Source organism: Sorangiineae bacterium MSr12523 (assembly GCA_037157775.1).
Classification (GTDB): Bacteria; Myxococcota_A; Polyangia; order Polyangiales; family Polyangiaceae; genus Pendulispora; species Pendulispora brunnea.
This window is the reverse complement of sequence record CP089982.1, coordinates 8,689,930-8,715,950: the sequence shown is the minus strand read 5'-3', so window position 1 is coordinate 8,715,950 and position 26,021 is coordinate 8,689,930. Positions and strand designations below refer to the sequence as shown.

Annotated in this window: 18 protein-coding genes and 1 pseudogene; 10 read left to right on the top strand and 9 right to left on the bottom strand. The window is 63.4% G+C overall.

The window, feature by feature from the left end; translation table 11 throughout:
* Positions 1 to 4: 4 nt before the first annotated feature.
* The 4 genes from LZC95_34210 to LZC95_34195 form a co-directional block, all read right to left on the bottom strand.
* Positions 5 to 856: a hypothetical protein gene (locus LZC95_34210; GenBank protein WXA91499.1), complete on the bottom strand. Its 852-nt coding sequence runs from the start codon at positions 854 to 856 to the stop codon at positions 5 to 7.
* A complete protein-coding gene (locus LZC95_34205) occupies positions 856 to 1,839 on the bottom strand; it encodes a hypothetical protein (GenBank protein ID WXA91498.1) in 984 nt (327 codons plus the stop codon). Before LZC95_34205 ends, LZC95_34210 begins: the two co-directional genes overlap by 1 nt.
* 68 nt (positions 1,840 to 1,907) lie before the next feature.
* Positions 1,908 to 2,087: a hypothetical protein gene (locus LZC95_34200; protein ID WXA91497.1), complete on the bottom strand. Its 180-nt coding sequence runs from the start codon at positions 2,085 to 2,087 to the stop codon at positions 1,908 to 1,910.
* Positions 2,088 to 2,374: 287 nt separating this feature from the next.
* Complete coding sequence (locus LZC95_34195; GenBank protein WXA91496.1) at positions 2,375 to 4,060, bottom strand: serine/threonine protein kinase; 1,686 nt, start codon at positions 4,058 to 4,060, stop codon at positions 2,375 to 2,377.
* Between the two features lie 539 nt (positions 4,061 to 4,599).
* Here LZC95_34195 and LZC95_34190 point away from each other — a divergent pair.
* Positions 4,600 to 6,048 carry a glycoside hydrolase family 43 protein gene (locus LZC95_34190; GenBank protein ID WXA91495.1) on the top strand — a complete coding sequence of 483 codons (1,449 nt, stop codon included), beginning with the start codon at positions 4,600 to 4,602 and terminating at the stop codon, positions 6,046 to 6,048.
* Between the two features lie 15 nt (positions 6,049 to 6,063).
* On the opposite strand, the gene LZC95_34185 is transcribed toward LZC95_34190, so the two are convergent.
* The 3 genes and pseudogenes from LZC95_34185 to LZC95_34175 form a co-directional block, all read right to left on the bottom strand.
* On the bottom strand, positions 6,064 to 6,507 hold the full coding sequence (locus LZC95_34185; GenBank protein ID WXA91494.1) for a hypothetical protein: 444 nt from the start codon (positions 6,505 to 6,507) through the stop codon (positions 6,064 to 6,066).
* A gap of 182 nt (positions 6,508 to 6,689) precedes the next feature.
* A pseudogene (locus tag LZC95_34180) lies at positions 6,690 to 7,892 on the bottom strand (DUF2403 domain-containing lipoprotein).
* Positions 7,893 to 8,069: 177 nt separating this feature from the next.
* On the bottom strand, positions 8,070 to 9,440 hold the full coding sequence (locus LZC95_34175; protein WXA91493.1) for a hypothetical protein: 1,371 nt from the start codon (positions 9,438 to 9,440) through the stop codon (positions 8,070 to 8,072).
* Between the two features lie 49 nt (positions 9,441 to 9,489).
* Between LZC95_34175 and LZC95_34170 the strand changes: the two genes are divergently transcribed.
* The 9 genes from LZC95_34170 (at position 9,490) to LZC95_34130 (ending at position 18,031) form a co-directional block, all read left to right on the top strand.
* Positions 9,490 to 10,404: a glycoside hydrolase family protein gene (locus LZC95_34170; GenBank protein WXA91492.1), complete on the top strand. Its 915-nt coding sequence runs from the start codon at positions 9,490 to 9,492 to the stop codon at positions 10,402 to 10,404.
* Between the two features lie 27 nt (positions 10,405 to 10,431).
* Positions 10,432 to 10,824, top strand: coding sequence for a nuclear transport factor 2 family protein (locus tag LZC95_34165; GenBank protein WXA91491.1), 393 nt, complete (start codon positions 10,432 to 10,434; stop codon positions 10,822 to 10,824).
* A 172-nt stretch (positions 10,825 to 10,996) separates the two neighbouring features.
* Complete coding sequence (locus LZC95_34160) at positions 10,997 to 11,734, top strand: DUF1989 domain-containing protein (protein ID WXA91490.1); 738 nt, start codon at positions 10,997 to 10,999, stop codon at positions 11,732 to 11,734.
* Positions 11,731 to 12,555 carry a phytanoyl-CoA dioxygenase family protein gene (locus LZC95_34155; protein ID WXA91489.1) on the top strand — a complete coding sequence of 275 codons (825 nt, stop codon included), beginning with the start codon at positions 11,731 to 11,733 and terminating at the stop codon, positions 12,553 to 12,555. The genes LZC95_34160 and LZC95_34155 overlap by 4 nt, the downstream gene beginning before the upstream one ends.
* Positions 12,556 to 12,663: 108 nt before the next feature.
* Entirely contained in the window at positions 12,664 to 13,968 is a 1,305-nt protein-coding gene (locus tag LZC95_34150; protein WXA91488.1) for a major royal jelly family protein, read from the top strand.
* Positions 13,965 to 14,792, top strand: a complete 828-nt coding sequence (locus LZC95_34145) for a hypothetical protein (protein WXA91487.1) — start codon at positions 13,965 to 13,967, stop codon at positions 14,790 to 14,792. Before LZC95_34150 ends, LZC95_34145 begins: the two co-directional genes overlap by 4 nt.
* Positions 14,793 to 14,856: 64 nt before the next feature.
* Positions 14,857 to 15,324: a (2Fe-2S)-binding protein gene (locus LZC95_34140; GenBank protein WXA91486.1), complete on the top strand. Its 468-nt coding sequence runs from the start codon at positions 14,857 to 14,859 to the stop codon at positions 15,322 to 15,324.
* Positions 15,321 to 17,444, top strand: coding sequence for a xanthine dehydrogenase family protein molybdopterin-binding subunit (locus LZC95_34135; GenBank protein WXA91485.1), 2,124 nt, complete (start codon positions 15,321 to 15,323; stop codon positions 17,442 to 17,444). The genes LZC95_34140 and LZC95_34135 overlap by 4 nt, the downstream gene beginning before the upstream one ends.
* Entirely contained in the window at positions 17,441 to 18,031 is a 591-nt protein-coding gene (locus tag LZC95_34130; protein WXA91484.1) for a hypothetical protein, read from the top strand. The genes LZC95_34135 and LZC95_34130 overlap by 4 nt, the downstream gene beginning before the upstream one ends.
* Here the strand turns inward: LZC95_34130 and LZC95_34125 are convergent.
* Positions 18,028 to 25,434, bottom strand: a complete 7,407-nt coding sequence (locus LZC95_34125; GenBank protein ID WXA91483.1) for an SDR family NAD(P)-dependent oxidoreductase — start codon at positions 25,432 to 25,434, stop codon at positions 18,028 to 18,030. The two genes, LZC95_34130 and LZC95_34125, sit on opposite strands and share 4 nt — an antisense overlap.
* On the bottom strand, positions 25,431 to 25,979 hold the full coding sequence (locus LZC95_34120; GenBank protein WXA91482.1) for an EF-hand domain-containing protein: 549 nt from the start codon (positions 25,977 to 25,979) through the stop codon (positions 25,431 to 25,433). The genes LZC95_34125 and LZC95_34120 overlap by 4 nt, the downstream gene beginning before the upstream one ends.
* Between the last annotated feature and the right edge of the window lie 42 nt (positions 25,980 to 26,021).

Here is a 26,021-nt window from a genome sequence, read left to right as displayed (position 1 = left end):
AGCGTCAGTCGTCCAGATCGAGTACGTGTGTCGCGAGCGTCGCGACATTGACGTCTGCAATCAGGCCTTGCGTGTTCGACTCGAGATCGAGCTGCCACGACGGATCGCCGGAGGAGTACTTGCTGTCCCCGTCGGCATCGGCGTACGCCGAGATGCGATACGAGGTCAACTCGTCGATGATGCCGGGAATCTCTGCTTGGTAACTCTCTCTGGCAGCCACGCCTTCTCGGTAGAGTCCGACGAGCCGCCCCGTGGCCACCTCGTGGACGCGAAACTCCATCATCTTTCCCACGTAGGCCGCGCTGCCGGCGACGTTGAGATGACACGGCAAAAGCGAAGCCGTGCTCGTGATGGCATTTCCTTGTGGGTCGCGCTGGATGTCGACGAAAGCGTAGTCGTGTACGAAATTGACCTCGTAGCGGACTCCATCCACCAGCGTGACGTCCGCAGGCAGCGGATTCGTGAGCTCGCGTCTCCAGGAGTGATCGTGCTCGGAGACCGGCCCATCCACGCCGCCGTATTGCTGATCGTGATTGTGGTCGCTCCAGAAATCGAGCCGGTAAGGAGGCGTCGTCCTGGGAAGCGTGCCCTTCATGTACAACGTGAAATCACGCGCGTTGACGTAATGGTAGATAGCTTTGGTGAGCACGTTGTTCGTGTGGTCCAGAACGCGGATCTCGAAATCCTCGTGCATGTGCGACGTCATGTGGCTCGCGGTGAACTTGATGTCCATCAGCGGCGACGCCGACTCCGCCGATTGCGTGTGGTACTTGTCGACATCGATGGACATCGAGCAGGCCAACGACCATGCCAGCACGCTCAGGCCGGCGAACTTGTAGAGTCGTTTGGTATCCATCAGAACCGCCCCCGGAGTTGAATGCCGCAGCCGTAGCCCGAGCAACCGCCCGTTACCCACTTTTGTTGTTGCGTGCCGCCCAATGTGCGGGAACGGCCCTTCGATTGAATGATGTACCAGGTGACCGCACCACCGAGCAGGACGCCTCCGCCGATGAGCGATACATCGGCAACCGTCGAAAGCGTGTTTACACTGCTTCTGTTCGAATCCAGGTCGTAACTGCGCGGACAGGTGTCGTTCGGGCAATTGGAATCGATGTCGCTCGCTTTGCTGCGTGCCATGATGCCCGTGATCACGCCCGTGCCAATGGCCGCGAGCCCGGCGGCGCCCAATACGATCGGGCCCACGAGTGATGGGCGGGAAGCGGGCGCAGGCGGATCGAGCATGACCGGCGTGGGGAAGGTGAATGGATGCGAACCCTCCGACGCCGGCTCGATGCTCGTCTCGAAAGGCATCGATTCGGTCTGCCCGCCCACGATCTTGAAGGAGTGCCTCCCTGGCCGTAGCCGAACGGTGATGTCGTTCCCCTCGAAGGGATACGAGTTCACGATCGGATTTCCGCGCCCCACGATGCGCGTGTCGACGAGCACGAACTTGCCCTTGTCCTTCACCGTCGCGTGGAACTTCGCCGACGTCGTGGTCAGGGTCGCGAGATCTTTCTGAATCTGAGCACGTTCACGCTCATCCACGGAGGGCGCGCTGTTCAGATACTCGGTATAGGCCTCGATGGCTTCCCCATCGCGCTCCAGGTGCATCGCACAGAAGCCGATGTTTCCGAGGATCTTCGGTGAGCGGGAAAGCTCGTAGGCCTTGCGAAATGCGAAGAGTGCCTCTTCGTATCGGGCCCCCTCGGGGTCATCCAGCAAATTGACGCCCGCCTGAAATTGCTTTCGCGCTTCGGCGGTGGCGTCGCTTTGCTGGTCACTTTGCGGTTCGCCCGCGTAGGCTACGCTCGCATGAAGGAGGCCCGCGGGGCCTGCCATTACGCATAGCGCTGAGACGAGTAACCGTAAGCGTTGTCCCGTGGTCATAATCCCCCTCCTCTTGTTCGTTACTCCGAAACGTCGTCCAAATCGGGCGACTCGAAACCTGCTTTCGTCTCCATGCACGTCTGCGGGGAGATACCCGTTGCGCCGCCGCGCAACCATGAGAGCAACGTATCGCGGCCTGCGGCGTCGATGGTCACCGGCGCGAGCGGCATCGTGCGCCTCTCGAGCTGGACAACCATCATTTCCGCTATCTTGCTGCCACTGCGCCCGCGCCGGATGATATCCGAGCGCGTCACCAGCGGAAACGGCGCATCGTTCCTGGTTGGGCGGCTATGGCATTGCTGACAAGTCCTCTGCAGAACGGCGCGCGGTGCACACGGGATTTCATTTTCGTCATTCGGCCCCTCGCGTACGGGCCCGGCGGCCGGCTCGCTATCCGAGGAATCTCCGGAGGAACTCCCGGAGGAGCAGGCCGATGCGAGGCCCACCAACACGATGAGCATACCCAGTGCTTTCGAAAAATTCGTTTTCATAGTTCTCGCCGAAACACTCTTCCTTGGGGTGGTTCTGCCGTCGCCGGCGTTGGCGTGCTCGATGGGCTCGTCGCACGTGCAGGTACATTCGGACCCTCGGCCGGCGGCTCCGCAGGGGCGGCAGCCGTCGCCGTCGCCCGCATGGGCGGCGGTGGGCGCATCGGGTGCACGGGCACGATTTTCGTAGGTGCCGAGGCAACAGTCGTCGCGCTGCCCGCACCCGTGGCGATGGTCGACTCGGGCGCGTGCACGGGAGCCGGTGCCGGTGCGACCGGCTGCTGGGGCGCTTCGACGGTGGCAACGATGGGTGGCGTTTCCGTGGCGCCCTTCATTTGTGCGGTCGTCCGGTCGGCGAGATGATGCGAACGCAAAATCGCAATACCGCTTGCCAAGAGAATGCTGAACGCGACACCGCTACCGAGCATGGCTGCAGTCGCGATGCCCGCCCACCCTCGAACGGAGGCACGTCGCGGGTGCGCATCCGACGCAGACTCGATATGTGGTGCGCCGGCAGTGAACGTTACCCCGCTGGATGTCGTGCCGATGCGCAGAGCAGTGCTCTTCGTCTTGGATCCGTCTGCTTCGGCGGCATCACTGAGATCGAGCAAACCATCGCTGGTGCTCAGATAGCGAACTTGGCTATCGCCAAAATCATTATTGGCATCCCCGCGTGACGAGAGCTTGGCGACCTGCGCTTTGATCTTCGCTTGCAGCCTTTCGCGCGGCTCGCGGAAAAGGTCGCCTACGATATCGCGTACGTCTTGTTCGGTCACCGGGCGCTCACTACGGATGAAGTCTTCGAGGGCCACGTGCATTTCGTGGGCCGACTCGTAACGATTCGCAGGATCGCGCTCGAGCGCTTTGGCGATCACCGAAGCGAGCTTTTCGGGCACGTCGGGATTTATCTCCGTAGCCCGCGGGATCTCCTTGTTCATCAGGTTGAGGAGCGTCTTGGCGGGCGTGTCCTCCGCCATGAGGCGCTGCTGCGTGACGGCTTCCCAGAGACAGATTCCCATTGAGAAGAGATCTGCGCGACGGTCGATCTTCTCGCTCAAAAGTTGCTCAGGGGCCATGAAGGCCACCTTGCCCTTGAAGACGCCATGCACGGTCTGGGTGGAACCTACGGCCTTCGCAATGCCGAAATCCAAGACCTTCACGCGGCCGTCGTAGGTAACCATGATGTTTTGCGGGCTGACATCGCGGTGAACCATTTGAAGCGGCGTGCCGTCGAGATCCGTGAGCTCGTGGGCATGGTGCAGGCCCTCCAGCGCACCGGAGCAAATCCGAGCGACGAAGGTCGGATCAATCGTCCGCTTCTCGCGTTTCAGCCGAGCGATGATGCGGGAGAGCGGCTGGCCATCCACGTATTCCATGGCGATGAAGTAGCAACCGCCCTCGGAGCCCGCTTCGAACGTCTGAATCACGTTCGGATGATTCAGGCGAGCCGCAAGCCGGGCCTCGTTGATGAACATTTCACGCGATTCCGGTTCGCTCGCTTGCTCATCGCGCAGGCGCTTCACGACGGCGAGCCTCGTGACATTCATCCCATCACGTGCGACGGCGAGGTAGACATCTGCCATTCCACCTGTACCGAGGCGCGCAAAGAGATGGTATCTCCCCAACGAAAACGAGCGACGGTCCTCGAAGGCCCCCGCCGCACTCTCTGCCGTATTCGTACTCACGATTCCCCTCCCGTCGATTCGCCTGTACACACTCGGTAGTGCGGTATGAAATGACCCACTCCCGAGATGAACGATCAACTGCTAGTACGAAGTGCGGCTCGCAGGGGCGCGCGGACGATCTGTCCCGCGCGCGTCGAGGTTGAGCGCAAAGAACAACAGCGAAAAGCCTTGCCTGGGCTCGATCACGTGCGAAAATAATGCCTGCAGGCGATGCTATGACGTACTTCGAAGAAGGACGTCATGCTCGATACGATGCCCGCAACGTGAGACGAGTGGTGGGTGTTGGTGTGTTCAACACTCATGGTTCGTGTGCATGCGTTGTAAGGATTCAACGGCGCAAGCGTAAATCGAGCAGCGAATTGCCCAACAATTGTGCACCGTTGCGCAGGGGGTTGCGCAGCGCTTCTGCAGCCAGACCGATCGAATGACCGACGTCAGCGGCACGTTGGCATTCCTGAGCTGGAAGGGTTTTAAAGGCATTTGTCTGGTTGCCTTTCGAAAGCCGGTAAGGAGAGAATGCTCACTAAAAGGAGCCTCGAATGCGATTTGCGTTCATCGAAATACCAATCGCAATGCTCTTCGTATTCACGATTTCGTGCGATCGCGACGCAGACCCGGGCTCGAATCGAAATACCGCGGAGCGCGTGGTCGTGGCCAATGGCACGTTTCGCAATCCGTTGAACCGCGCGCCCGACCCGTACATGACGTACTACGATGGCAATTACTACTTGGCGACGACGCAATTCGACGTGCTTCGCCTATGGAAAGCCCCCACGCTCGGCGAGCTTCTGACCGGCGAATCACGCGTCGTTTGGAGGGACAGCGACCCCTCGCGCAATCGCGATATGTGGGCGCCTTCGATGTATCTCATCGATGGGCACTGGTACATTTACTACACGGCCGACGACGGCATCGACGATCACCATCGGCTGTACGTCGTGGAATCCGCGGGCACGGATCCGTTCGGGCCGTACCATTTCAAGGGGAAGCTCGAGGCGCCAGGTTCGGAGAACACTTGGGCCATCGATGCAGCGCTGCTGGTCCAGAACGGCAGGACGTACCTTGCGTGGAGCGGAAAGCAGGATGCAACCTACAATTTGCTCTTCATCGCACCCATGAGCAATCCGTGGACCGTCTCCGGTCCGCGCACCTTCATCGCGAGCGCTGGCGGCTGCCCGGAGGTGCGTGAAGCACCGTCGTTCGTGCAGCATGGCGGGCGCACGTTTCTCGTCTACTCGGCATGTGATACCGGAAAACCGGATTATCAATTGTGGATGAAGAGCATTCCCGCGACGGCCGACCCGACGAATGCAGCGCAATGGCAGCAGCATTCGTCCGCCGTTTTCTCGCGCAACGATGCGACTGGAACGTGGGGGCCTGGCTCCAATGCCTTTTTCAAGAGCCCCGACGGAAGCGAAGATTGGTTCGTCTACCACGCAAAGAATACGACGGTCTTCACCTACGATGGGCGCACGACGCGGGCGCAGAAGCTCACGTGGAACGCCGACGGGACGCCTCGTTTCGGGGCTCCGCTGGCGGCCGGCGCAACCGCCGATCTACCCTCGGGCGATCCGGGTGGTGGTCCCTATTGGATCAACGACACGGGGACATCCAGCGGAGCAGGATCCATCCAGTTCAGCAGTGGGTGGACGGCATATCCCAATTGCGGTGTGCAATGTTTTTGGGGCGACGATCATGGAAGCGACCGAGCCGGTGCCACGGCGACGTTCACGTTCGACGGCACCGGCATCGACCTTCTTTCCGTTCGGGATACCGGAAACGGAATCGCCGCCTTCTCGTTCGACGGCGCACCCGAAACGACGTCGGACTACTACGCATCGATTCGGCAGGGCGAGCAAGTCGTTTACATCAGCCCGCGCGTGGCCTTCGGCCACCACACGTTGCGCGTACGCGTGACGGGAAACAAGAACACCGCTTCGACGGGAACTGCCATCAGCATCGATCGCGCCGAAGTCCACACGCGGTGAGTATTCGTCATCCGTTCAACCGATTTGGAGCTGAACCCAGGCGTAATTGTTGCTGCCGTTGCCGTTGGTGGTCCATGCCCTGATGACGTACCAGCCGCCCGGCGGCAATTGAACGGATACGCTCCAAGGCGACACCGAACTGGGATTGATCACGCGGGTCTCACCCCTCGCGAATTCCTGACCATTGAGTGTGACGAGAACGTGAACGATACCGTCCGCGCCAGCGCCGGTCCCCGAGAGCACCACCGAGCGTTTGGTGGATTCGGGTATGACGCTTACACAGCTTTGCGCGATATGGACGGGACTTTGTCCCACCGTATCGGATTGGAGAGCGATGCAATAGGGTGCGAAATCATCGAAAATTTCTGCAGTGTCGGCGTTTGCGCGCTGAGGAACGCCCAGCACTGGCGCACTCGCGACGAGAGACGCGGCCAGGACGATGGGACGGATAGCGGTCATGAGAAATCCTCCGTATGGGGAAAGACAGCGTAGGTTGCTGCATTCGACCGCCCCGTATGTGATTCGATTTCGAGTTCGTTATGATGATTCAAGATCGATTGTTGGATATGGCGTTCCTTGGTGGAAGCAACATCTCTGGTGTCGAGGCCGACCGGTAGTTGCCAGCCCGTCGTGAGAGCCTCTCATCGCGGGAGACGGAGATTCAGCACGCCGTCGATGGCCGTGCGCGATACCGTATTTGGCAATGCGGGCACGACGGCACGCGCGGCCTCGGGGACGTTCTTGGGATGAATCACGGCGACCTGCACGGTGCGGGAAGCTTCGTCGAGCAAGAAGAGGTAGTACCGGTCGTCGCGGGCGCGCCGCCAAACGGGGCCCTCGGCGCTCTGGCGATGGTCGGCATCGATGACGGCGCCGGCCGGCATCGAGCGCAGGCCGTTGGCATCGAGCAGGTCGGCATCGGCCGGGAACTTCTCGATACCGCAGCCCTCGATGCCGCACGTCGCGCCGCCCAACGAGCCCACTTGATACGAGCGAATCCCCGTGCTGATGATGTCGCGATTTCCCCATTTGGGGCCTGACGATTCGGCGACGACCTCGAAAACATTGATTTGCCCGCAGCCATCGCCCACAGCGGCATTCGTGTTCGCGAAACAGTGGCAAGGGTTGTAGCCGGACCATCCATCGCGGGCGAGCTCCGAGGGAGAGACGCCCACCCACGGCGAATCCTCCTTCCGATCGTCCTGCCCCGCGCGAATGCAGCTGAGAGGCTTCATCTTGGGATCGTCGGCATACGGCATCGACGCCAGAAGAACGACGAGCTTCGATCCCGGCCAACCGTTGAAATCGAGATCGGAGCCGGGACAATAGGGATCGCTCCCATGGCCGCATCGAAACGGCTTTTCCTGCATGGCAAAGAAAGTGCAGCTATTGCCAAGAGTCCCGGAAAAGGTGGTGGCTTTGTTTGGTCCCGAGAAATGGATATTGTACGGGCGCTCGGGCGTGCGCCGGTCCCAGAACGACCGAATCGCCCAGGAGCCGGTGCGTTCGGCGAGGGGCTGATAGATGGCCATCTGCTTCACTTCGAGCGGGCCATCGAGCACCATGGTGAGCTGTTCGTTGAAGGGGGTGATCGCGTTCGAGGTCACGACGTGTTTGGTCCGGCAGCAAAACGCGTCCCCCCACGGGTGGTGGATCGTCTCCGATTGCACGTCGCATCGTGGATCGCCGGGTTCGGCTTCGATCACGCGGCCCCAATAGCCCGGCGCACCCACGTGGGTAAAGGTCATGGTCCCGCCGCGCGTGATGGCGCCCTCGTTCGTGGCGGGGGCCGGCGTGTGGTCGGGGGCGTGCGTATTTCCCAGATCGGTCCAAACGCCGGTATTGGGATCGCCGACCGGCTCGGAGCCCGGCGGCTGCCCACCGGAATCGGGCCCTCCGTTGGAACCCGCCGGCGGATCGTGGTCGCTGGAGCTACAGGCCACGATCGTCGCGCCGCCAAGTCCTGCGGCAACGGCAGCCATGCGCAGCCATCGAATCTGCCATGAGCCCGTATTCATGATTCAGAGATCCTCGAGGATGGCAAAGACATGATCGCCGCGGTCCTGAAAGACGGGGCCATTGATGATCCAACGCCCATTCTTGTCGTTCAAGGAATGCGCCTCGGGGCCGGTGCCGGTTGGAATCCACTGCCCATCGGCCTGCTGCTCGTACGACAGTGTGCCAAGAAGCTTCGTTTCCCTCGTCTTCGCCTCGTACCGGTAGAGCGTGATCTTGTAGAGTTGCTCCCGCGTCGGGATGTCGCCCATCTTCGTCCTGGCCGCGCGGAGTTCGGGCCATGTGAAGCCCTCGGCGTGTGCGAAGTTGTAGCCCTTGGTGTCGCACCCGCCGGAATAGGGCTTGTGGTAATTGCCCGGGGAGTTGAGCCCCGGCGCCCCGTCGTCCTCCCAGAGGGCCACTTGATCCATGCTCCGGCCTTTGTGACCCCAATAGCGATGGCCAATCGCACCCGGGGCGGCATAACCGGGCAGAAACGTCTCGGAGGCATAATACGATTCATTGCCCGGAAACTGCGTTCGCGTCGTGGGAATGGGCGCGCTGCCTTTGTTGATCACCACGCACGCCTGATAATCGTCCCAGCCGAGGAGATTGGCCAGCTTCGCCTTGGCCGGCTTGGGGACGTAGACGTGACCCGTCGGGTCGACGTAGAGGCCGAAGTTGAGCTCCCAACGGTCGCCGTGGCGCGGCCAGGTGAAACCCTGATCATCGGGCTTCGCCGGATTGACGAAAAACATCTTGTACGCAGCGCCATCCGGGTGGACCACCCAGGTTGGTCGAAAGGCCGAATAGCGAATGGGGTCGTTCGGAAGCGGATCGTTGGTGTAGGTGAAGTAGCCGTATTCGTATCCCGCGTTGACATGGTAGACGAACGGGCGCATCGCGCCGTTCTTCTTCACCAGCGCTTCCGGGTCGTCGTTGGAGCCAATGGCCCATCCTTTGTTCTTTGCACCGGGTGTCCAGGCCACGTCATCGAGCACACCTTTGATGTAAGGTAGTTCGAATTTGCTATCGACGATGTAATGCGTGTCGGTCTCGACCATTGGAAACCGTTTGTGGCATTGCACGGTCGATACGAGGTACGACCACGGCATGGAGGTGACGATCTTGTAGGGCGTCCCTTGAAACGAGGTGTTACCGACGGGCCGCACCCGGTAGGTCTTGGAAAAAGGCGTACTGTTGTCCACACCTGCGGGGACACAATCCTCGTCGGGGCGGGTGTCCGGCCCATCGTATCCGGCATCGGCTCCACCTTGTGGACCCTGCGGACCTTGCGTGCTCGTGCCGCCCGGATCCGAGTCATTGCTCCCACAACCGCAAAGGAGAAGATTGCATACGAAAAGGAAACCAAGTTCGACTTTACGTGTCGTCGACATCGTCCAGGCACCTCGTGGGCGGTAGGCCATTTGCTAGGGACCGGGCGCTATGCAAACCTCCTTCCCGCGTTGTCTCGCCTTCATTGCCTGCGCATTTGCGCTTGCATGCAGCTCGAATTCCTCACCTACCGATGGACCGAACGGAAATACATCGTCCGGCGGAGCGGGGGCGGATGCCGGCAAAGATGGGGAAGCTCCCCCCGGTTCCATGGATGCGAGTGCACCCGGCAAGGTGACGAAACGTGGTGTCGCCTACGGCTTCCGCGCGTTGGCCGATCTCGACGCGGTCTCGAGCGGTGTCGGTTGGACGTACAATTGGTCGCCAAAGCCCGATTCGTCCAAAGAAGGTGTCGAATTCGTCCCCATGGTGTGGGGCGGCAGCTTCGATGTCGACCAGCTCGCCAAAGAGGTTCCTGCAGGGTCGAAGTACCTTCTCGCCTTCAATGAACCGAACTTCCATGCCCAATCGAATTTGACGCCCCAACAGGCCGCAGCGCTCTGGCCGAAGCTCGAGGCTTTCGCGGCATCGCGCGGTATGCGCCTCGTTTCCCCTGCGGTGAACTATTGCGGCGGCGGCTGCAACGAGACGGATCCCTTCAAGTGGCTCGATGCCTTCTTCGCGGCGTGCAAAAACTGCCGCGTGGACTATGTGGCATTTCACTGGTACGCGTGCTCCAAAGAGGCATTGACGTGGGTGCTCGGCCAATACGAGACGAAGTACCAGCGCCCGGTCTGGCTCACCGAGTTTTCCTGCCTCGACAGCAAGGACATCTCGGAAGCCGTCGAGCTCCAATACATGCGCGACGCCGTCGCGGTGCTCGAGGCCGACCCCAAGGTCTTTCGCTACGCGTGGTTTACGGGCCGCTTCGATTCGCAGCACGCCGTCGATCTGCTCCGACCCAAAGCGGGTGAACTCTCGCCATTGGGCAAACAGTACCTGGCTCTACCGCTCGCGGGGCCCTGAATCGGGCGGAAGGTGTATCGTGAGGCCATGGTCATCATCGACAGCGCTTTTGCACGTGCCTTCGCCTCGGAATGGGTCGCCGCATGGAACAGCGGCGACCTCGAACGCGTCCTTTCCCATTACACCGATGATTTCGAGATGCGCTCGCCGCTCATCGCCGAACGCGGATTCTCGCCGACGGGTGTACTGCGCGGCAAAGACGCGATTCGCCCATATTGGGGTGGCGGGATTACCGCGGCCAAGCCTCCGCTCCATTTCGAATTGATCGACGCGTACGCAGGCGTGAACACGGTTGCGATTCACTATCGCAGCGTCGGACGCAAATATGTGGTGGAGGTCATCGAGTTCGACGAGCAGCGCCGCGCCATCCGCGGCTCCGCATGTTACGGCGCCGACGCTACGGAGGCGGGCAGGGGATGAAGGGCTAGCGTCACCCGCGCCCGAGACGTATGCTCGGTACGTGCGGAAACCAGGAAATGTACCCCCGGCAGACGCAGCGATACGGCGCGCTGCGTCGCCGGTCATCGTGTATTCGAGCGACCAGCTTCCGCCTTACGACGCGTCCTTTTACGACGAGGCTAGGCGCCATGCGGTGAAAGAACTCGAGCTGACGGTACCGCCGCGAGATGCCCGCGCATTCGTCGTTCCCGCGGGGCATTTCTTCCGAATCGTCAGCGTGGAAGGTTCGCAGGTCGGAGATCTGAATCTATGGAATCTGCACGATCTTTCCGAGCGATTCTTCAGCGGGAAAACGCGTGCATTCCATGGCACGCACGTGAGCACCGGCAGCCGATTGTGGAGCACCCTTCCGAATTTGCGAGCCATGGCCACCATCACGCAGGACACCCTCGACTGGTATGGCTGGGACGAAGATGGTGCGGGCGTGCACGACGTCATCGGAACGCGGTGCGATCCGTATACCAATCTCCTTCTGCATGGGCTCGAGTACCATTGGTGCTGTCATTCGAACCTTAAGCGCGCGCTTGCGGCCAAGCTGAACATTCCGCTGTCCGAAGCCGAGCCTCATGTTCATGATGTTCTGAACGTCTTCATGTGCACGGGTTTCACGCGCGACACGCATCAGTACTTCATGAAGGCGAGTCCCGTGCGGCCGGGCGATTTCATCGAGTTCTTCGCCGAGATGGATTTGCTCGCGGCACTTTCGGCGTGCCCGGGAGGGGACTGCAGCGCAAGCCATTCGAGCGATGCGGCGCCGTGCCATCCATTGAAGGTCGAAATCCATCGCTGTCCGGAGGATAGCCTCGGCGGTTGGCGGCCTGCCCGCGTCAATGGCTATTCGCGTTCTCATGGCACGGAGCGGGTGAAGTGATCTCTCGAGCGTCTTTCGAGCGGGATGGTTTTCTGGTGCTGCCGGACTTCGTCTCGCCCGAGGCGTGCGACGCCTTGCGTACGCGTGCGTTGGAATGGGTTGCTCGAGGCGACCCGAGCGAGTTTTCGGTGTTCTCCGCATACCTGGCCGGAGAGGCAGCGGCCACCGAGTACATTCATGACTCGGCGGACAAGATTCGCTTCTTTTTCGAGGGGGACGCCTTCGATGCCGGCGGAAATCTGACACGGCCGAAGGAGCTGGCGCTCTGCAAGATCGGCCACGCGCTTCACGATTGCGATCCCGTGTTCGACGCGTTCTCGCGAAGTCGGCAGTTCGAGCACCTGGCGAAAAGCCTCGGCCTGCGCAAGCCGTTGTTGGCGCAGTCCATGTACTTGTTCAAACAGCCCGGCATCGGAGCCGAAATTGGCTGTCACCAGGATGCATCGTTCATCTATACGGAGCCGACGAGTGTCGTCGGACTATGGACTGCGCTGGAGGATGCCACCGTCGACAACGGATGCATGTGGGCCCTTCCGGGCGGCCATCGCTCCGGCCTACATTCGCGGTTCGTCCGGAACGGTCGAAGCGACGAATTCGTGGTCCTCGATCCGACGCCGTGGCCCGACGTCGGCTTCGTCCCGCTCCCCGCGAAAAAGGGCACCGTCATCGTGCTTCACGGCCTCTTGCCGCACGCGAGCAAAGCCAACACGTCCCCACACTCGCGCCACGCGTACACGCTCCACCTCATCGACGGAGACCTTCCGTACGCCGCCGACAACTGGCTCCAGCGCCCCGCGGACAACCCATTTCGCGGATTTTGATGCCCTTGGGCATCCGTATCCTCCGCCATTGTTTCGTATACGTTAACAGAATGCGAAGTTCGTTCGAATGGACGAAACGAAGGCTGCCGCCTAGCGTTTGGAACGAACATGAGAACGAATCGATATGGCAACTTCGCCGCCCTGGCGTTGGCCTCAAGCGCAGGCATCTTCGTGGCCGCGTGCGCGCGGAGCGACGAGACCCCGGCGCCCTCCGGCAAGCCGGATGCGGAGCACGCGACACCTTCCTCGGAGCGCGACGCCGAGCGAGAAACGCCCTTCGGCAAGGCCGAAGTGATGCACTCGTGGACACGGATGGACTGGTTCTGGCGCACGGCTGCCGAACGGCAATCGTACCAATCCGGCGGGGCCTACAAGGCTGCGACCTTGGCGGGTGTCGACATCGACCGCAAAGGCCATGTCTATGTGACCACCCCGCGATGGCTCGACAAGGGCGTGCCATCGACCCTCAACCAAGTCGTATCGGTCTATGGAAAATCGGTCCTTTTGCCGTTTCCCACCTGGGACGACAACGCCGTGGGCGACGCCGCCGCCCGCTTTCAAAATGTCCTCGGCGTCGAGGTGGACAGCGCGAATCGCATGTGGATCCTCGACATGGGCTGGGTGGCGGGGATGGAGCCTACCCCCGATGGCGCCCAGAAGCTCGTGGTGTTGGATTTGAACACGGCCACCGAGTTGAAACGTTATGCCATTCCGGACTCGGTCGCGAACCGCAATACCTCCTTTCTCAACGACCTGGTGATCGACGAAAAGAGGGAGCTCGCTTTCATCACGGACAGCGGAAATCGCGCCGGATCGCCCACGGCCAGTGGCATCATCGTTTACGATTTCAAAGCCAACACGGCGCGTCGCATTCTGAACCATCACCGCTCCGTGCAAGACGACCCAACCCGGGAGCTGACGGTCATGGGCGAGCGGGTCCTGCCCTCGGGGCGTCTGGCAGTTGGCATCAACGGAATCGCGTTGTCACCGGACGGCAGCACATTGTACTGGAACGTGACGACCGGCGATGCCATTTACTCCGCCAAGGTGGACGCGCTGCTCGATCCGACCGCCACCCCGGCCCAGATCGATCAAGCGATCATCGGGCCCAAACGGATTGGTGGTGGAAGTGACGGCATGTCGGCCGACGCCAAGGGCCGCATTTACTTCACGAACCTCGCCGCAGGCAAAGTGCAGTATTTTGGCCCCCAAAGCGAAAACGTGGAGACCATCGCCGAAGGCCCCGGCACGGAATGGCCGGACAGCCTGACCTGGGATGACCGGGGCGGCTTGTGGTTCAGCAGCAATTGGCTCAATCGAGCTTTTGCCGGACAAATGAATTTCGAACAGGGCACGCCCAACTTTCGCATATGGCGTATTCAGACCGATTCCAGCAAGGCATTCGTCAAATGAATTTCTCTCGTCAAAACATTGGATTGGGAGCGGCGTTTGCGCTGCTCTGCGGTTGCGCGGACAAATCTCCTTCGATGCCCGCCGACGTGCCCGTTCGCCCGGCGGAGGTGGTCGAGGCGTGCTCCCTACCGTCGGCCACGAGTGCTGCTCCTTTGCGCGATTCGGGCGTGCACTCGGTGGGCGATCTCCGGCGAATTGCCACCAACGAATTGAATGGGAGTGTTCTCATCACGGCGCTCGAGGGGCAAGGGCCGCTTTGGGCGATCGGCATGCCCCACGGGCTCGATCGTGAGGTTCTCGTGCTCGGCGATCAGGTGCACCTGGGTCAATACGCCGGCCTGGCCTACAGCCGTTCGGACGGCCCGTTGCCGCCCGTCGCCTTCTTGGTTTATGCGCGCGTCCCACGCTGGTGCTCCGTCGATATCCCCGCGAACGTGGTGAGCTTTCAAGATCTCGAGAAATTCGTACCGGAGGCAGCCCGCGCAGCTGGCGTGGACCCGTCGCGGGCGCTGCCGTTTCGGATCGAGGCCAGCGCGCGCTCGCTGCGATGGTTCGTCGTGGGGGGGACCGGTACCGGTTTGCCGGATCCGCACGTGAGCTTCATGCGCGAGCGGCGTTTGGGGCCACTCGGCGAGCACGCCATCGCAGCGCTGGGCTTTTACGTGGGCGGTGAAAAGGGCGTGCTGACCAATCCGGTGAGCCGCATCCACGTTCACTTCGTCACGTCGGACGCGCAGCGCTTCGTGGCCCATTTGGATGACGATCTCGCGCTGGCGCCGGGAGGCAAGCTGCTTCTTCCCGATTATGTCGATCCAGGGACATAGGTTTCTATGACTCTATGACATTTTCAAATGAGTCGGGCTGCGCCATCCTCATGGCCAAACCGCGATGAAGCTCGACATCAACGACTCGACTCGGGAGATCGATGCGCCGCCGGATATGCCACTCTTGTGGGTATTGCGCGATTTGGTGGGGCTGCCCGGCACGAAGTTCGGATGCGGCATGGCCGTCTGTGGCGCATGCACCGTCCACCTCGACGGGCGCCCGGTGCGCGCATGCGTGACGCCCGTCTCGGCGGTGGGCGGGCGAAAGATCACCACCATCGAGGGCATTTCGAGCGATGGCTCGCACCCGGTGCAGCGCGCGTGGGTCGAGGCCGACGTCGTGCAATGCGGTTATTGCCAATCCGGTCAAATCATGACCGCGGTGGCGCTTCTGGAGCGAAAGCCGAATCCGAGCGACGCGGACATCGACGCGGCCATGTCCGGCAACGTTTGCCGCTGCGGCACCTACGTGCGCGTGCGCGAGGCCATTCATCTCGCCTCGAAGCTGCTGAGAAAACAAGGCTCTCGATGAGGATCTCGCGCCGGGGCTTTTTGCAGGCAGCGGGGCTGGTGCTGCACTTCCACGTCGCGCCGGAGGTCGCGCGTGCGGCCCTCGTGAAGGCGCCCCCGACTCTGGCGCGTCCCAATGCATTTCTGCGCATCGGGACCGACGATACGGTCACCGTGGTGCTGGCGCATTCCGAAATGGGGCAGGGGATTTGGACGGGGCTCGCCATGCTCATCGCCGAGGAGCTCGATTGCGATTGGTCCAAGGTGCGCTCGGAGCACGCGCCCGCCCTGGCCTCGGTCTATGGCGAAGACAACGTGCAGGCGACGGGAGGTTCGTCGAGTACCATCGGTCAATTCGATCGGTACCGCACGGTGGGCGCCACGGCCAAGGACATGCTCGTGCGTGCGGCCGCGGCCCGGTGGAAGGTGTCGCCCGCCGCGTGCACGGTGGCCAATGGGATCATTTCGCACGGGGGACGCTCGTTGCGGTTCGGGGAGCTTGCCGAGGAGGCCATGGCGTTGAAGCCGCCCGCGTCGGTGAAGCTGAAGGATCCCAAGGCGTGGCGGCTCATCGGCACCCCCGTGCGTCGGCTCGATTCTCCGGAAAAGGTCACCGGCAAGGCGGTATTTGCCATCGATGTCTCATTCCCAGGCCTACGCACGGCGGTGATCGCACGTCCGCCGGCCTTCGGGTCGAAGCTCGTATCCTTCGACGCGAAATCCGCACTTGCGGTGCCCGGTGTCGAGAAGGTCGTCGCGATTCCAAATGGCGTGGCCGTCGTGGCGAAGCACTTTTGGGCGGCGAAGCTCGGGCGGGACGCGCTCGCCATCAGGTGGAACGCGCCCGAGGGGGGTGGCGTCGACTCACGCACCTTGCTCGAGGGCTTTCGCGCCTTGGCGCAGAAGCCAGGTGCCGTGGTCGTCGAGGATGGGAAGCTCGAATCCGCATTCGAGGGGGCGGCCCGTTGCCTGGAGGCTCATTACGAAGTTCCGTATCTCGCCCACGCGCCCATGGAGCCGCTCAATTGCGTGGTGAAGATCGACGACGAACATTGCGAGATTTGGGCCGGCACGCAGTTTCCGAGCAACGATCAGCGGGTTGCCGCGAGCATCCTTGGCACGCGCGTCGAAAAGGTTCGCGTCCATACGATGTTTCTCGGCGGTAGCTTCGGACGGCGCTTCAACGATACTTCGGATTTCGTGTCGGAAGCCGTGCATGTTGCCAAGGCAGCAGGCGTGCCGGTCAAGACGGTGTGGACGCGCGAGGACGATATTCGAGGCGGCTACTATCGGCCGGCGCACGTGCATCGCGTTCGCGTCGGGGTGGATGCCAAGGGCAAGCCGATCGCGTGGGATCAGACCATCGTGGGGCAATCGATTGGCCGTGGCACGCAATTCGAATCGGAGCTCATTCAGAATGGGGTCGACCGGGCCTCGGTGCATGGAATCAAATCGTCGCCCTATCTGGAGGCCGTGCCCTCGAAGCGGGTGTCGCTCCACCTGCCGCAGACACCGGTGACGGTGTTGTGGTGGCGTTCCGTCGGGCATACGCACACGGCCTTCGCCGAGGAGTGCATGGTGGACGAGCTTGCGCATGCGGCGGGGCGCGATCCACTCGAGTACCGGCTCGAGCTCCTGGAAAAGCGACCGCGGTTCGCGGCGGCGCTGGCACTCGCCGCCGACAAGGCCGGATGGAAGACCGCGCCGCCGGCAGGGCGTGCGCGCGGGCTCGCCGTGCACGAGGCCTTCGGGACCGTGGTGGCGCAGGTGGCGGAGGTCTCCATCGAGAATCGGCGCATTCGCGTACACGAGGTTACGTGCGCGGTGGACTGCGGTACCGCGGTCAATCCGCTGGCCGTCGAGGCGCAGGTGCAGTCGGCGATTGCGTTCGGTCTGACCGCGGCGCTCCACGGGAAGCTCACCCTCGTCGGGGGGCAGGTGCAGGAGAGCAATTTTCACGATTATCCGCTGCTGCGCATGTTCGAGATGCCGAAGATCGCGGTTCACATTCTTCGAAGCAACGCCCCCATGGGCGGCATCGGCGAGCCGGCTACCCCACCGATTGCCCCCGCGGTGGCCAATGCCGTTTTCGCGTTGACCAAACAGCGGCTGCGTACGCTCCCACTGCGGCTCGAATCATGAATCCCCATCGCCTCGCCATGCTCGTCATGCTCGTCCTTCTTCTTTCGGCGTGCCGTCCCCCGAGCGACGGTGCGAGCCCCACGGATGCACGAGGTGCGGACGGCGTCGTGGCCTTCGAGACGGTGCGCCGTGTGCTGCAGCATCCGCGGTGTCAAAATTGTCATCCGGCCGGCGATGCACCGCTTCAGGGCGACGACAGCCACGTCCACACGCAAAACGTGCAACGCGGGCCGGAAGGGCGAGGCATGGTCGGCGCGGAATGCGCGACGTGCCATGGACTGGCCAATCCGCCAAGCGCCTATGGCCCGCACGTCCCGCCGGGCAATGCCAACGGCTGGCACATGCCGCCGCCCGACACGAAGCTCGTTTTCGTCGGCCTTTCGCCGCGCGCCTTGTGCGAGCAAGTCCGCGATCCCGCACGCAATGGCCACAAGGACGCGGCCGCGTTGCGCGTTCACCTGGAAGACCCGCTGGTCGTCTGGGGTTGGACTCCAGGCCACGGCCGCGCGCCCGTGCCGACGCCACGCGATACCTTCCTTGCGGCGTGGGAAAGGTGGATGCGCGCGGGCGCGCCTTGCCCCGATTAGTGACGAACGCGCATCACGGTGCAAAGGTGCCGCGTGAGCGCGCCGATGCCGGCGCTGCCCGTGATGTGGATCGTGGAGATCTCACACCCGAACCGGCGCACGATGGCCGCGCGCAGTTCGTTGCTCATGAGTGAATCGATGCCAAGCTGCTCGAAGGAACGGCTTCGTTCGAGCTGATCGGGCGCGACCCTGAGAACATTCGCCACGATCGCGGCGACGGCGTTCTCGATGAGGGGCTTGGCTTCGTCGGGTGTGGCCTTCGCCAGCGCGGTCAAAAGATCGACGTCGGCAGGAGCGTCTTGCTCGAGCCGGGCGGGTCGGACGTACGCCATTCGGGGGACGTCGGCGAGTCCCGTGGATGCGAGGGCGAGACCCCAGTCGAAGCGGCCGACCATCGCCATATCCGCCTCCCCGCCGAGCAATTCGTCCATGACTCGCAGTGCCTGCTCGGCGGTCATGGCGTATGTGCCTCGCCCTGCGAAGCCGCTGGCCAAGCCGTGGCGCGAGACATACCCGGTATCGGAGATCGCTCCGAGGGCCACGGCGAGTGTACGCCATCCGGCTCTCGAACGTGCACGCGCGAGAGCCTCGAGGAACATGTTGCCTGCCACATAGTTGGCCTGGCCCATGTTGCCAAAGACACTCGCGATCGACGAGCACATGACGAAGAGGTCGAGCGGGTGGTCTCGCGTTAGGGCATCGAGGATCAACGCTCCAGAAATTTTTGGCGCGATGACCGCTTCGAGGCGCTTCGCGGTGAGCTCCGTGAGGGGGGCATCGTCGACGACCATGGCGGCGTGGATGACTCCGCGCAATCGATGGCCGGTGGCCTCCACGGCGGCGACGACGGTGCGCATCGCAGCCTCGTCGGTGACATCGGCCGCATACACGGTGGCCGTGGCACCTCGTTCGGCGAGGGCCTCGAGGGTCGCGTTCACTTCGGTGTCCGCATGTCCACTCCGGCTCACCAGGGCGACGTGGCGGGCGCCTCGTTCGACCAGCCACCGCGCGCTGGCGGCCCCAAACCCGCGCGTGCCCCCCGTCACCAGGTACGCTGCGTCGTTGTCGAACTTTGGCGTCGCACAACGCTGTTCGAGCGGCACGTGCTCATCGAACGAGATGACCACTTTGCCGATATGACGGGAGTGTTGCATCAAGGCGAAGCCCTCGGCGATACGCGACGCCGGGTAAACCCGATGCAGAAGCGGTCGGTATTCGCCGGTCCGAAGGAGCCGCGTGACGGCGGCCAATTCTTCCGCGATCCGGTCGGGAGCCCGGCGATACAGCTCGTCGGCATCGACACCGAAGAAGCTGACGTTGTTGCGCAGGGCGCGCATGCGCAGGGGGCTGTCCAAGTGGAAATCCCGCTTGCCCAGCTCGATGAAGCGGCCACCGGGCCGTAGCAGTTCCAATCCGCGAGGGATCGCTTCCCCGGCCAACGAGTTGAGAACGACGTCGACTCCTTTTCCGTCGGTCATGGCCAGGATTTCGTCGGCGAAGGCCAGGCTTCGAGAGCTCACCACGTCGGCGACACCGAGCAATCGAAGTAGGTCGCGCTTTTCGTCGCTGCCCGCGGTCGCGATCACGCGTGCCCCGACGCTCCTTGCGTGTTGAATGGCCGCGAGCCCGACACCGCCCGCACCCGCGTGAACGAGAAGCGTGTCGCCTTCCGCCAACCTGGCCAGGCGCTCGAGGCTGTAATGCACCGTGATGAATGGGGTGGGGATCGTCGCCGCGGCGTCGAAACCCGTGAAATCCATCATCGGCTGGACCAGGGAAGCTTTCGCCAGCCCGTGCGATTGCAGCCCCGCCCCCACGACGACGCCAAAGACGCGGTCGCCGGGTTGGCAGGTGGTGACGGCCGATCCGACGGCTGTGACGATGCCCGCGCAATCGAAATACCAGACCGGAGCGTTCGCACTCTCGCTTTCCGTTAACCTACCGAGTGCCCGCAGGACGTCTCGGTAATTCAGCCCCATGGTCCGCACGCCGATGACCACTTCGTCGGGACCGGGAATGGGGAGGGCTGCCGGTACCCAAGCGAGCCGATAGGACGGCCCTTGCTCACGCAGGTCCAGCGCGTATCCATCCGTCGCGCTCGCAAGGACTTGGCGCGTCGGGACCTTCCATGGCACGAGCCGCGGGACGAACCGCCCCGCGCGTGTAAGCACGATTTCGTCCTCCGCCGATGGCGCCACCAACTCCTGGGCCAACCGCGTCCCGTCGGTGCTCGCGCGATCGCCGCGCTCCAGGGAGAGCCGCCGAACCGCGAGGCGCGGATGCTCTTGCGCCATGGTGCGCGTCGCGCCCCACACGGCCGCGTCGGCAGGCGCCAGGGGCAACTGCGGGGCCGGGAGCGCACCCGATGGGGCGGTGACGAGCCACAGCATGGGCGATATTTCGGACGAAAGGAGCTGGCAGGCCTTGGCGATCGCGCCGAGCGCCTCGAGGCGGCGCACCGTCAGCTCGGTGGTGGCGTGTGCATCGCGAGCCATGCCCGGATCGCTCAGAATGAGGACAACGCCAACCGTGGACATGGCACCGGCGAGAAGCTCCGACCACGGGGTGTCCTTCGTCACCCCGATCGTGCGCACCGCGGACGCCCCGGCGGCAACCAACGCCTCCGATGTCGCCAATGCGAGCTCGTTTGCCCGGGAGTCCTCGGCGGCGACGATCCATTGCGTGGTGTCGTGAACCTCGAGCATCCGCGACTGGGTCGTGGTTCGAGGAGCCCGCGCGGCGACGAAGCAGTGCCCGACCGCTTCCTCGGGGGCATCGTCATCGAGGCGAATCACACTCGAGAAACGACACTCCCGCAGCACCGTGGGCCATTGCACTGCGTCGAGCAGCGGCGATCGCGTGCGCAGCGGTCGGTCGGCGAAACTCCACCAGCCATCGAGGAGCCCGAAGCAGAGGAGCGGAAAATCGGGGTCGCTGAGCTCCGTGAGGAGGAGATGGCCACCGTCGGCGAGAAGCTGGGCGACTCGTTCGAGTGTCGCGCGCAAGTTCGTCGTGGCATGCACGACATTGGCGGCAATCACGAGATCGAAGGTCCCTTCGGCGAACCCTTGCGCCATCGGATCGCGTTCGAGGTCGAGGAGCCGATAATCGACGAAGTCGTATTCCGAAAAGCGCATACCCGCCCGCGTGAGGAACGCCTCGGAGACATCCGTGAAGACGTATTGCGTGCACGCGGGGGACAACTCGGGAAGGAGCAGCGTGGTCGTTCCGCCCGTGCCCGCGCCGATTTCGAGGATGCGAAGGGGCCGGTCGGCGGGCCAATGACCGACGATCGCGCGCACCCACTCCCGTGTGAGCCGGTTGCATCGAAGACTCCACGGCGAGGCCTCGTAAGACTGCTCCGCGATGCGGCTGTTGCTGCCCAGAATGATCTCCAGAGGGTCGCATCGCCCGCAGAGGATGTCCGGCAGGTGTCGTCCGCATCGACCCAGCAGGACGAGCATGGCGGCATGCTCCGGATGATCCGCAACCATCGAGGCGAAGAGCGCCTCCGGCGCGGCCTGCCTGGTGACCTTCCAGTGCGTTTCGCTCGTATGTTCGATCCACCCGTGGCGGTACGCCAGGGCGAGCAGCGCATCGATGACGCGGAGGTGCTTGCGGTCCACACCCGCCAGCACCAGATCGTGCGGTGCGAAAGCCCGATCCTCTACGAGCTGCGCAAACGTGCGTGCCGCGAACTGCGCCGCGAGTTCCTTCGTCCGAGCGACGAATGTCGCGTGCGCCTTCGCCGTCGTGTGCCACTCGCCGTTGAGCGCTGCCAATCGCACCGAGCATCCTGCGGCGAGATCGTGAGGCAACGGGAGCGGGCTCGGTCCAGCCGGCACATCGGCTCGAGGGGCGGCTCGCATGACGTAGGTGAAGGGCGTCGGAGATTCGGCGGAGCCCGCGTCGAGTCGTCCCAGCCGGCACCCGGTGACCTCGATGGTGACGGTCCCGGATTCGTCGGTCACGAGGACATCGACGTGAATCTGCCGCGCTGCTCGCGTACGGAGCCGCGCATGCGCGAAACCCATGGAGGTCGGCCGCTGCCATAGGCGCACCGCCCCGATCGAAAGAACGACGGTGGTGTGGCGGGTATCCGTCCACGGCATGAGCGGAAGCGCGCTTTGGAGAGCCCCGTCGAGCAGCGCAGGATGGACTTCGAACTCCGTTTGCGGTCCCTCGTGAACGTAGCGGGCCAGCACTTCGTCCGCGCCGCTGCAGAGCTCGCGCAGCGTTCGAAACGTTGGGCCATACCGCAGCCCAAAGCGGGTGGCCGCGCGGTCGTAGTGCACCGCGCCTGCCTCGGGTGAATGGAGTCGCGCTCGAATGGCATCGAGATCGACCGGCGGCGGCGCACTTCGGAGCGCGCGGCGAACTCGCCCTTGCGCGTGCACCTTCCATTCCTGCGCCGTATCGGTGCGGCTAGCGATGCGCATCGCCCCGTCTTCATCGCTCAGGGCTACTTGCAGAAATACCTCCGTGCCCTCCGAGAGCACCAGCGCGTGCGGGATGACGAGATCCCGAATTTCCACCGCCGCGCCAAGCGCATTTCGGCCCGCCGCGAGGCCCATCTCCACGAATGCCGTCGCGGGAAATACGATGGCCTCGCCGATGCGGTGCTCGCGCAACCATGGGAGCCGGCTCACATCGAGGAGGCCGCACCACGTAGGCTCCAAGACGGCAGCGCGCTCGCCCAGCAGCGGATGCTCGCTTTTTCCGTGCTGGCGCCGCTCCCACAGTTCGGGATCGCCATGCCAATGGCGCGTGCGCTGCCACGGATACGCAGGCAGATCGACGACCCGCCCCGGTATCGGAAAATACGGGACCCAATCGATCGGCGCGCCGCTGGCCAGGATGGATGCGACCGCGCTCGCGATGGCTTCGTGCGCCACCGTGGAGCGCGCGAGCGTCGGCACGACGAGGGTCTCGGCATGGTTGGATGCGAGCCGGCGCAGGTAGGAGCTCAGCACCGGTTGCGGGCCCACTTCGACGAGAACGTCGAAGGCCTGCGCGAGCAAATGCTCGACGGCGGCAGCGAACAGCACCGGGTCCCGAACATTGTGCCACCAGTAATCGGCATTCAATTCGTCACCGCGAACGGGCTCTCCGGTCACCGTGGAGATGCATGGGGTGTGGACCTTCTTGGCCCGAAGTCCATGAAGGCCCGTCGTGATCTCACGTTCGAGTGGGAGCATCGCGCGGCTGTGAAAGGCATAATCGAGATCCAGCTCACGGCAAAACACACCGCGCGCGGACAGCTCCGCGCCAATTTCGCGCAGCGCTTCGGCGTCGCCCGCGATGGTGACATCGTGTTCGCTGTTGATGGCCGCGAGCTCCAGCCGTTCGCCGTACGGCGTGATCGCCGTCCGCGCATCGCTGTGCGACAAGCCCACAGCCGCCATGCGCCCAGATCCCGAGGTGCGTGCTTGCGCGGAGCTGCGCACGGCGATCACGGTCGCGGCGGCGTCGAGGTCGAGCGCTCCGGCCGTGTAGGCTGCGGCCACCTCGCCCACGCTGTGTCCGAACACGGCCGCCGGGCGAATCCCATGACCTCGCAGCACCTCCACCAGGCCCACTTGCAGGGCGAACAGGCAGGGTTGCGCCACCTCGGTCCGGGCCATGCGAGACCGCTCCGGTGGGGCCCTCAGCTCTTCGAGGACGGACCAGCCCAGCATCGCGGAGAGCCGGCGGTCGACGGCTTCGAGCTCGGCTCGAAAGATAGGATCGGCGTCGAGCAGGTCGGCACCCATCCTGGCCCATTGGGATCCATTGCCGGAAAATGCGAAGGCGATTCGTCCGTGGGGAACGGCCCGGGCCGACGCCGTTCCCGCCATCGGCTGCCCCGTTGCCACGGCCAGCAGGCGGTCGGCGAGCTCCGTAACGTTCGCACCGATCACCGCGCAACGATAAGGATGGAGGTTTCTTCGCCGGCACGCCGTCCAGCAGATATCGAAAAGCTGCTGCGCGCTCACGCCGTCGAGTCGCTCGATCATGCGCCGGGCCGCGTCCTTCGATGCCGCTTCGCAGCGACCCGAAAGGAGCATCGGGAAGACCGCGGGCAGCGCGATCTCCGGAGCTCGATCCGCCGGCGGCGCGGCTAGTAGGGTGTGCGCGTTGGCGCCGCCGAAGCCGAAGGAATTGACGCCGACCACGGCCCGCGGATGTTCCTGCACCGGCTCGATCGTCACGGCCCGTTCGACCGGCTCGAGATTCAGGGCGGCGAAGTCGATCGCAGGGTTTCGCGGAGTACCGTGAAGCGAGGCGGGAATCACGCCGTGGCGCAACACCAGAATGGCCTTGAGCACGCCCGCGATGCCGGCGGCAGGCTCGAGATGGCCAAGATTGGTCTTGATGGAACCGATGGGCAACGGCCGGATGCGCGCGCATCCGAGCACGTGGCCGATGGCCCCACATTCGATGGGATCGCCGAGCGCCGTTCCGGTGCCGTGTGCCTCGAAGTACACGAGTTCCTCGGGGTGCACTCCGGCGCGCGCAAGGACGGTACGGAGCAGCGCTTCCTGTCCGCGCAAGCTCGGCTGTTTGATTCCCGGCGTGCGGCCGTTGCTGTTCGCGCCCGTCCCTAGCACCACGGCGTGAATGCGATCCGCGTTGGCCAGCGCGTCGGATAGCCGTTTGAGAACCAGGGCTCCGCCGCCCTCGGATCGGACGAAGCCGTCGGCCGCCGCAGAGAACGTCCGGCATCGACCGCTGGGGGAGAGCATCGCCGCCTTGGCCATGGCCACGAAGCCGCAGGGATTGAGCATCACATTGACACCGCCCACCATGGCGATCGCGGTCTCGCCGGCCCAAAGGGATCGGCACGCTTCGTGGAGAGCGACGAGGCTCGACGAGCACGCCGTCGCGATGGTGATGCTCGGGCCGTGCAGATCCAGAGCGTAGGACACCCGGTTGGCGATGTTCGACATCGTCCAGCCGCTGATGCTGTACGCGTCCAGCGTCTCCGCGCCGTTCATCTGCAGAGCGCCGTAATCTTCGTAGCTCGCGCCGACGAACACCGCGGTGTCCGAGCCGGCGAGCGTGCCGTCGTCGATTCCGGCGTCATCGAAGGCCTCCACGGCCAATTCCAGTATGAGACGCTGCTGAGGATCCAACCGGCTCGCTTCACGGGGTGCAATGCCGAAGAACTCGGCATCGAACCCGGCGATATCCTCCAGGAACCCGCCGGCACACGTGTAGCTACGCCCGGGGCGGTCTCGGTTCGGATCGGTGAAGCGATCGGCATCGAAGCGATCCGGCGGCACCTCCGTGACGAGATCGCGGCCCGCTTCCAATGCCGACCACAATGCTCGCAACTCCGAGATGCCACCGGGCATACGGCAGGAGACACCCACGATGGCAATGGACTCTCGGGTGCCCTTTTCCTCGAACGCGGCTTTCACAGGGGCCCGTACATCCAATTGCCCGTCGCGCTTTCATCCGTGCTGGTATAGAAATCCCGTGCGGCTTCGACGAGCTCGTCGACCGTCAGCGTGCCGCTCTTGTCGCGGTCCAAATGCTTGAACGCCTGCGGAATGAGATCGTCGGGCGTGTGGACCGCATGCTGAAATATTTCGAATTCGGGAAATGAGAGCACGCCGTCCCCGTCCGTGTCGGCAATATCCATGGCAGCTTGGACGAGCGGTCGAAAGTTCCGTTCGAATCCGCCATCGGTCTCGACGAAGGCGCCCGTCATGCCCGCGCGGAATTCCTCTGGACTGAGTCTCCGATCTCCGTCGAGGTCAGCGGCGGCGACCATCGCTTGCCAATAGCGCTCGGAGGTGTTCAGAAGCTTTTGTCCTTTCGACGACGCTGGATCGATGTGAAAGCCAGCCATCAACCGAGCGGCCAGCTTCAGGAGATCTTCGTGTTCGGCATATCCATTTCCGTCCACGTCGAGATGTTTGAATGCTCTGTTGAGTTTGTTCTTCAATAATTGGTTTTGCATGCCGACAAACCTGGTTAGCTGGGGGAGCAAATGCCATCGTCG

Excerpts from the sequence above, each read along its gene's own strand:
- LZC95_34210 (WXA91499.1), bottom strand. The coding sequence starts at position 856 with ATGGATACCAAACGACTCTACAAGTTCGCCGGCCTGAGCGTGCTGGCA.
- LZC95_34205 (WXA91498.1), bottom strand. The coding sequence starts at position 1,839 with ATGGCAGGCCCCGCGGGCCTCCTTCATGCGAGCGTAGCCTACGCGGGC.
- LZC95_34200 (WXA91497.1), bottom strand. The coding sequence starts at position 2,087 with ATGATGGTTGTCCAGCTCGAGAGGCGCACGATGCCGCTCGCGCCGGTG.
- LZC95_34190 (WXA91495.1), top strand. The coding sequence starts at position 4,600 with ATGCGATTTGCGTTCATCGAAATACCAATCGCAATGCTCTTCGTATTC.
- LZC95_34185 (WXA91494.1), bottom strand. The coding sequence starts at position 6,507 with ATGACCGCTATCCGTCCCATCGTCCTGGCCGCGTCTCTCGTCGCGAGT.
- LZC95_34175 (WXA91493.1), bottom strand. The coding sequence starts at position 9,440 with ATGTCGACGACACGTAAAGTCGAACTTGGTTTCCTTTTCGTATGCAAT.
- LZC95_34170 (WXA91492.1), top strand. The coding sequence starts at position 9,490 with ATGCAAACCTCCTTCCCGCGTTGTCTCGCCTTCATTGCCTGCGCATTT.
- LZC95_34165 (WXA91491.1), top strand. The coding sequence starts at position 10,432 with ATGGTCATCATCGACAGCGCTTTTGCACGTGCCTTCGCCTCGGAATGG.
- LZC95_34150 (WXA91488.1), top strand. The coding sequence starts at position 12,664 with ATGAGAACGAATCGATATGGCAACTTCGCCGCCCTGGCGTTGGCCTCA.
- LZC95_34145 (WXA91487.1), top strand. The coding sequence starts at position 13,965 with ATGAATTTCTCTCGTCAAAACATTGGATTGGGAGCGGCGTTTGCGCTG.
- LZC95_34140 (WXA91486.1), top strand. The coding sequence starts at position 14,857 with ATGAAGCTCGACATCAACGACTCGACTCGGGAGATCGATGCGCCGCCG.
- LZC95_34135 (WXA91485.1), top strand. The coding sequence starts at position 15,321 with ATGAGGATCTCGCGCCGGGGCTTTTTGCAGGCAGCGGGGCTGGTGCTG.
- LZC95_34130 (WXA91484.1), top strand. The coding sequence starts at position 17,441 with ATGAATCCCCATCGCCTCGCCATGCTCGTCATGCTCGTCCTTCTTCTT.
- LZC95_34120 (WXA91482.1), bottom strand. The coding sequence starts at position 25,979 with ATGCAAAACCAATTATTGAAGAACAAACTCAACAGAGCATTCAAACAT.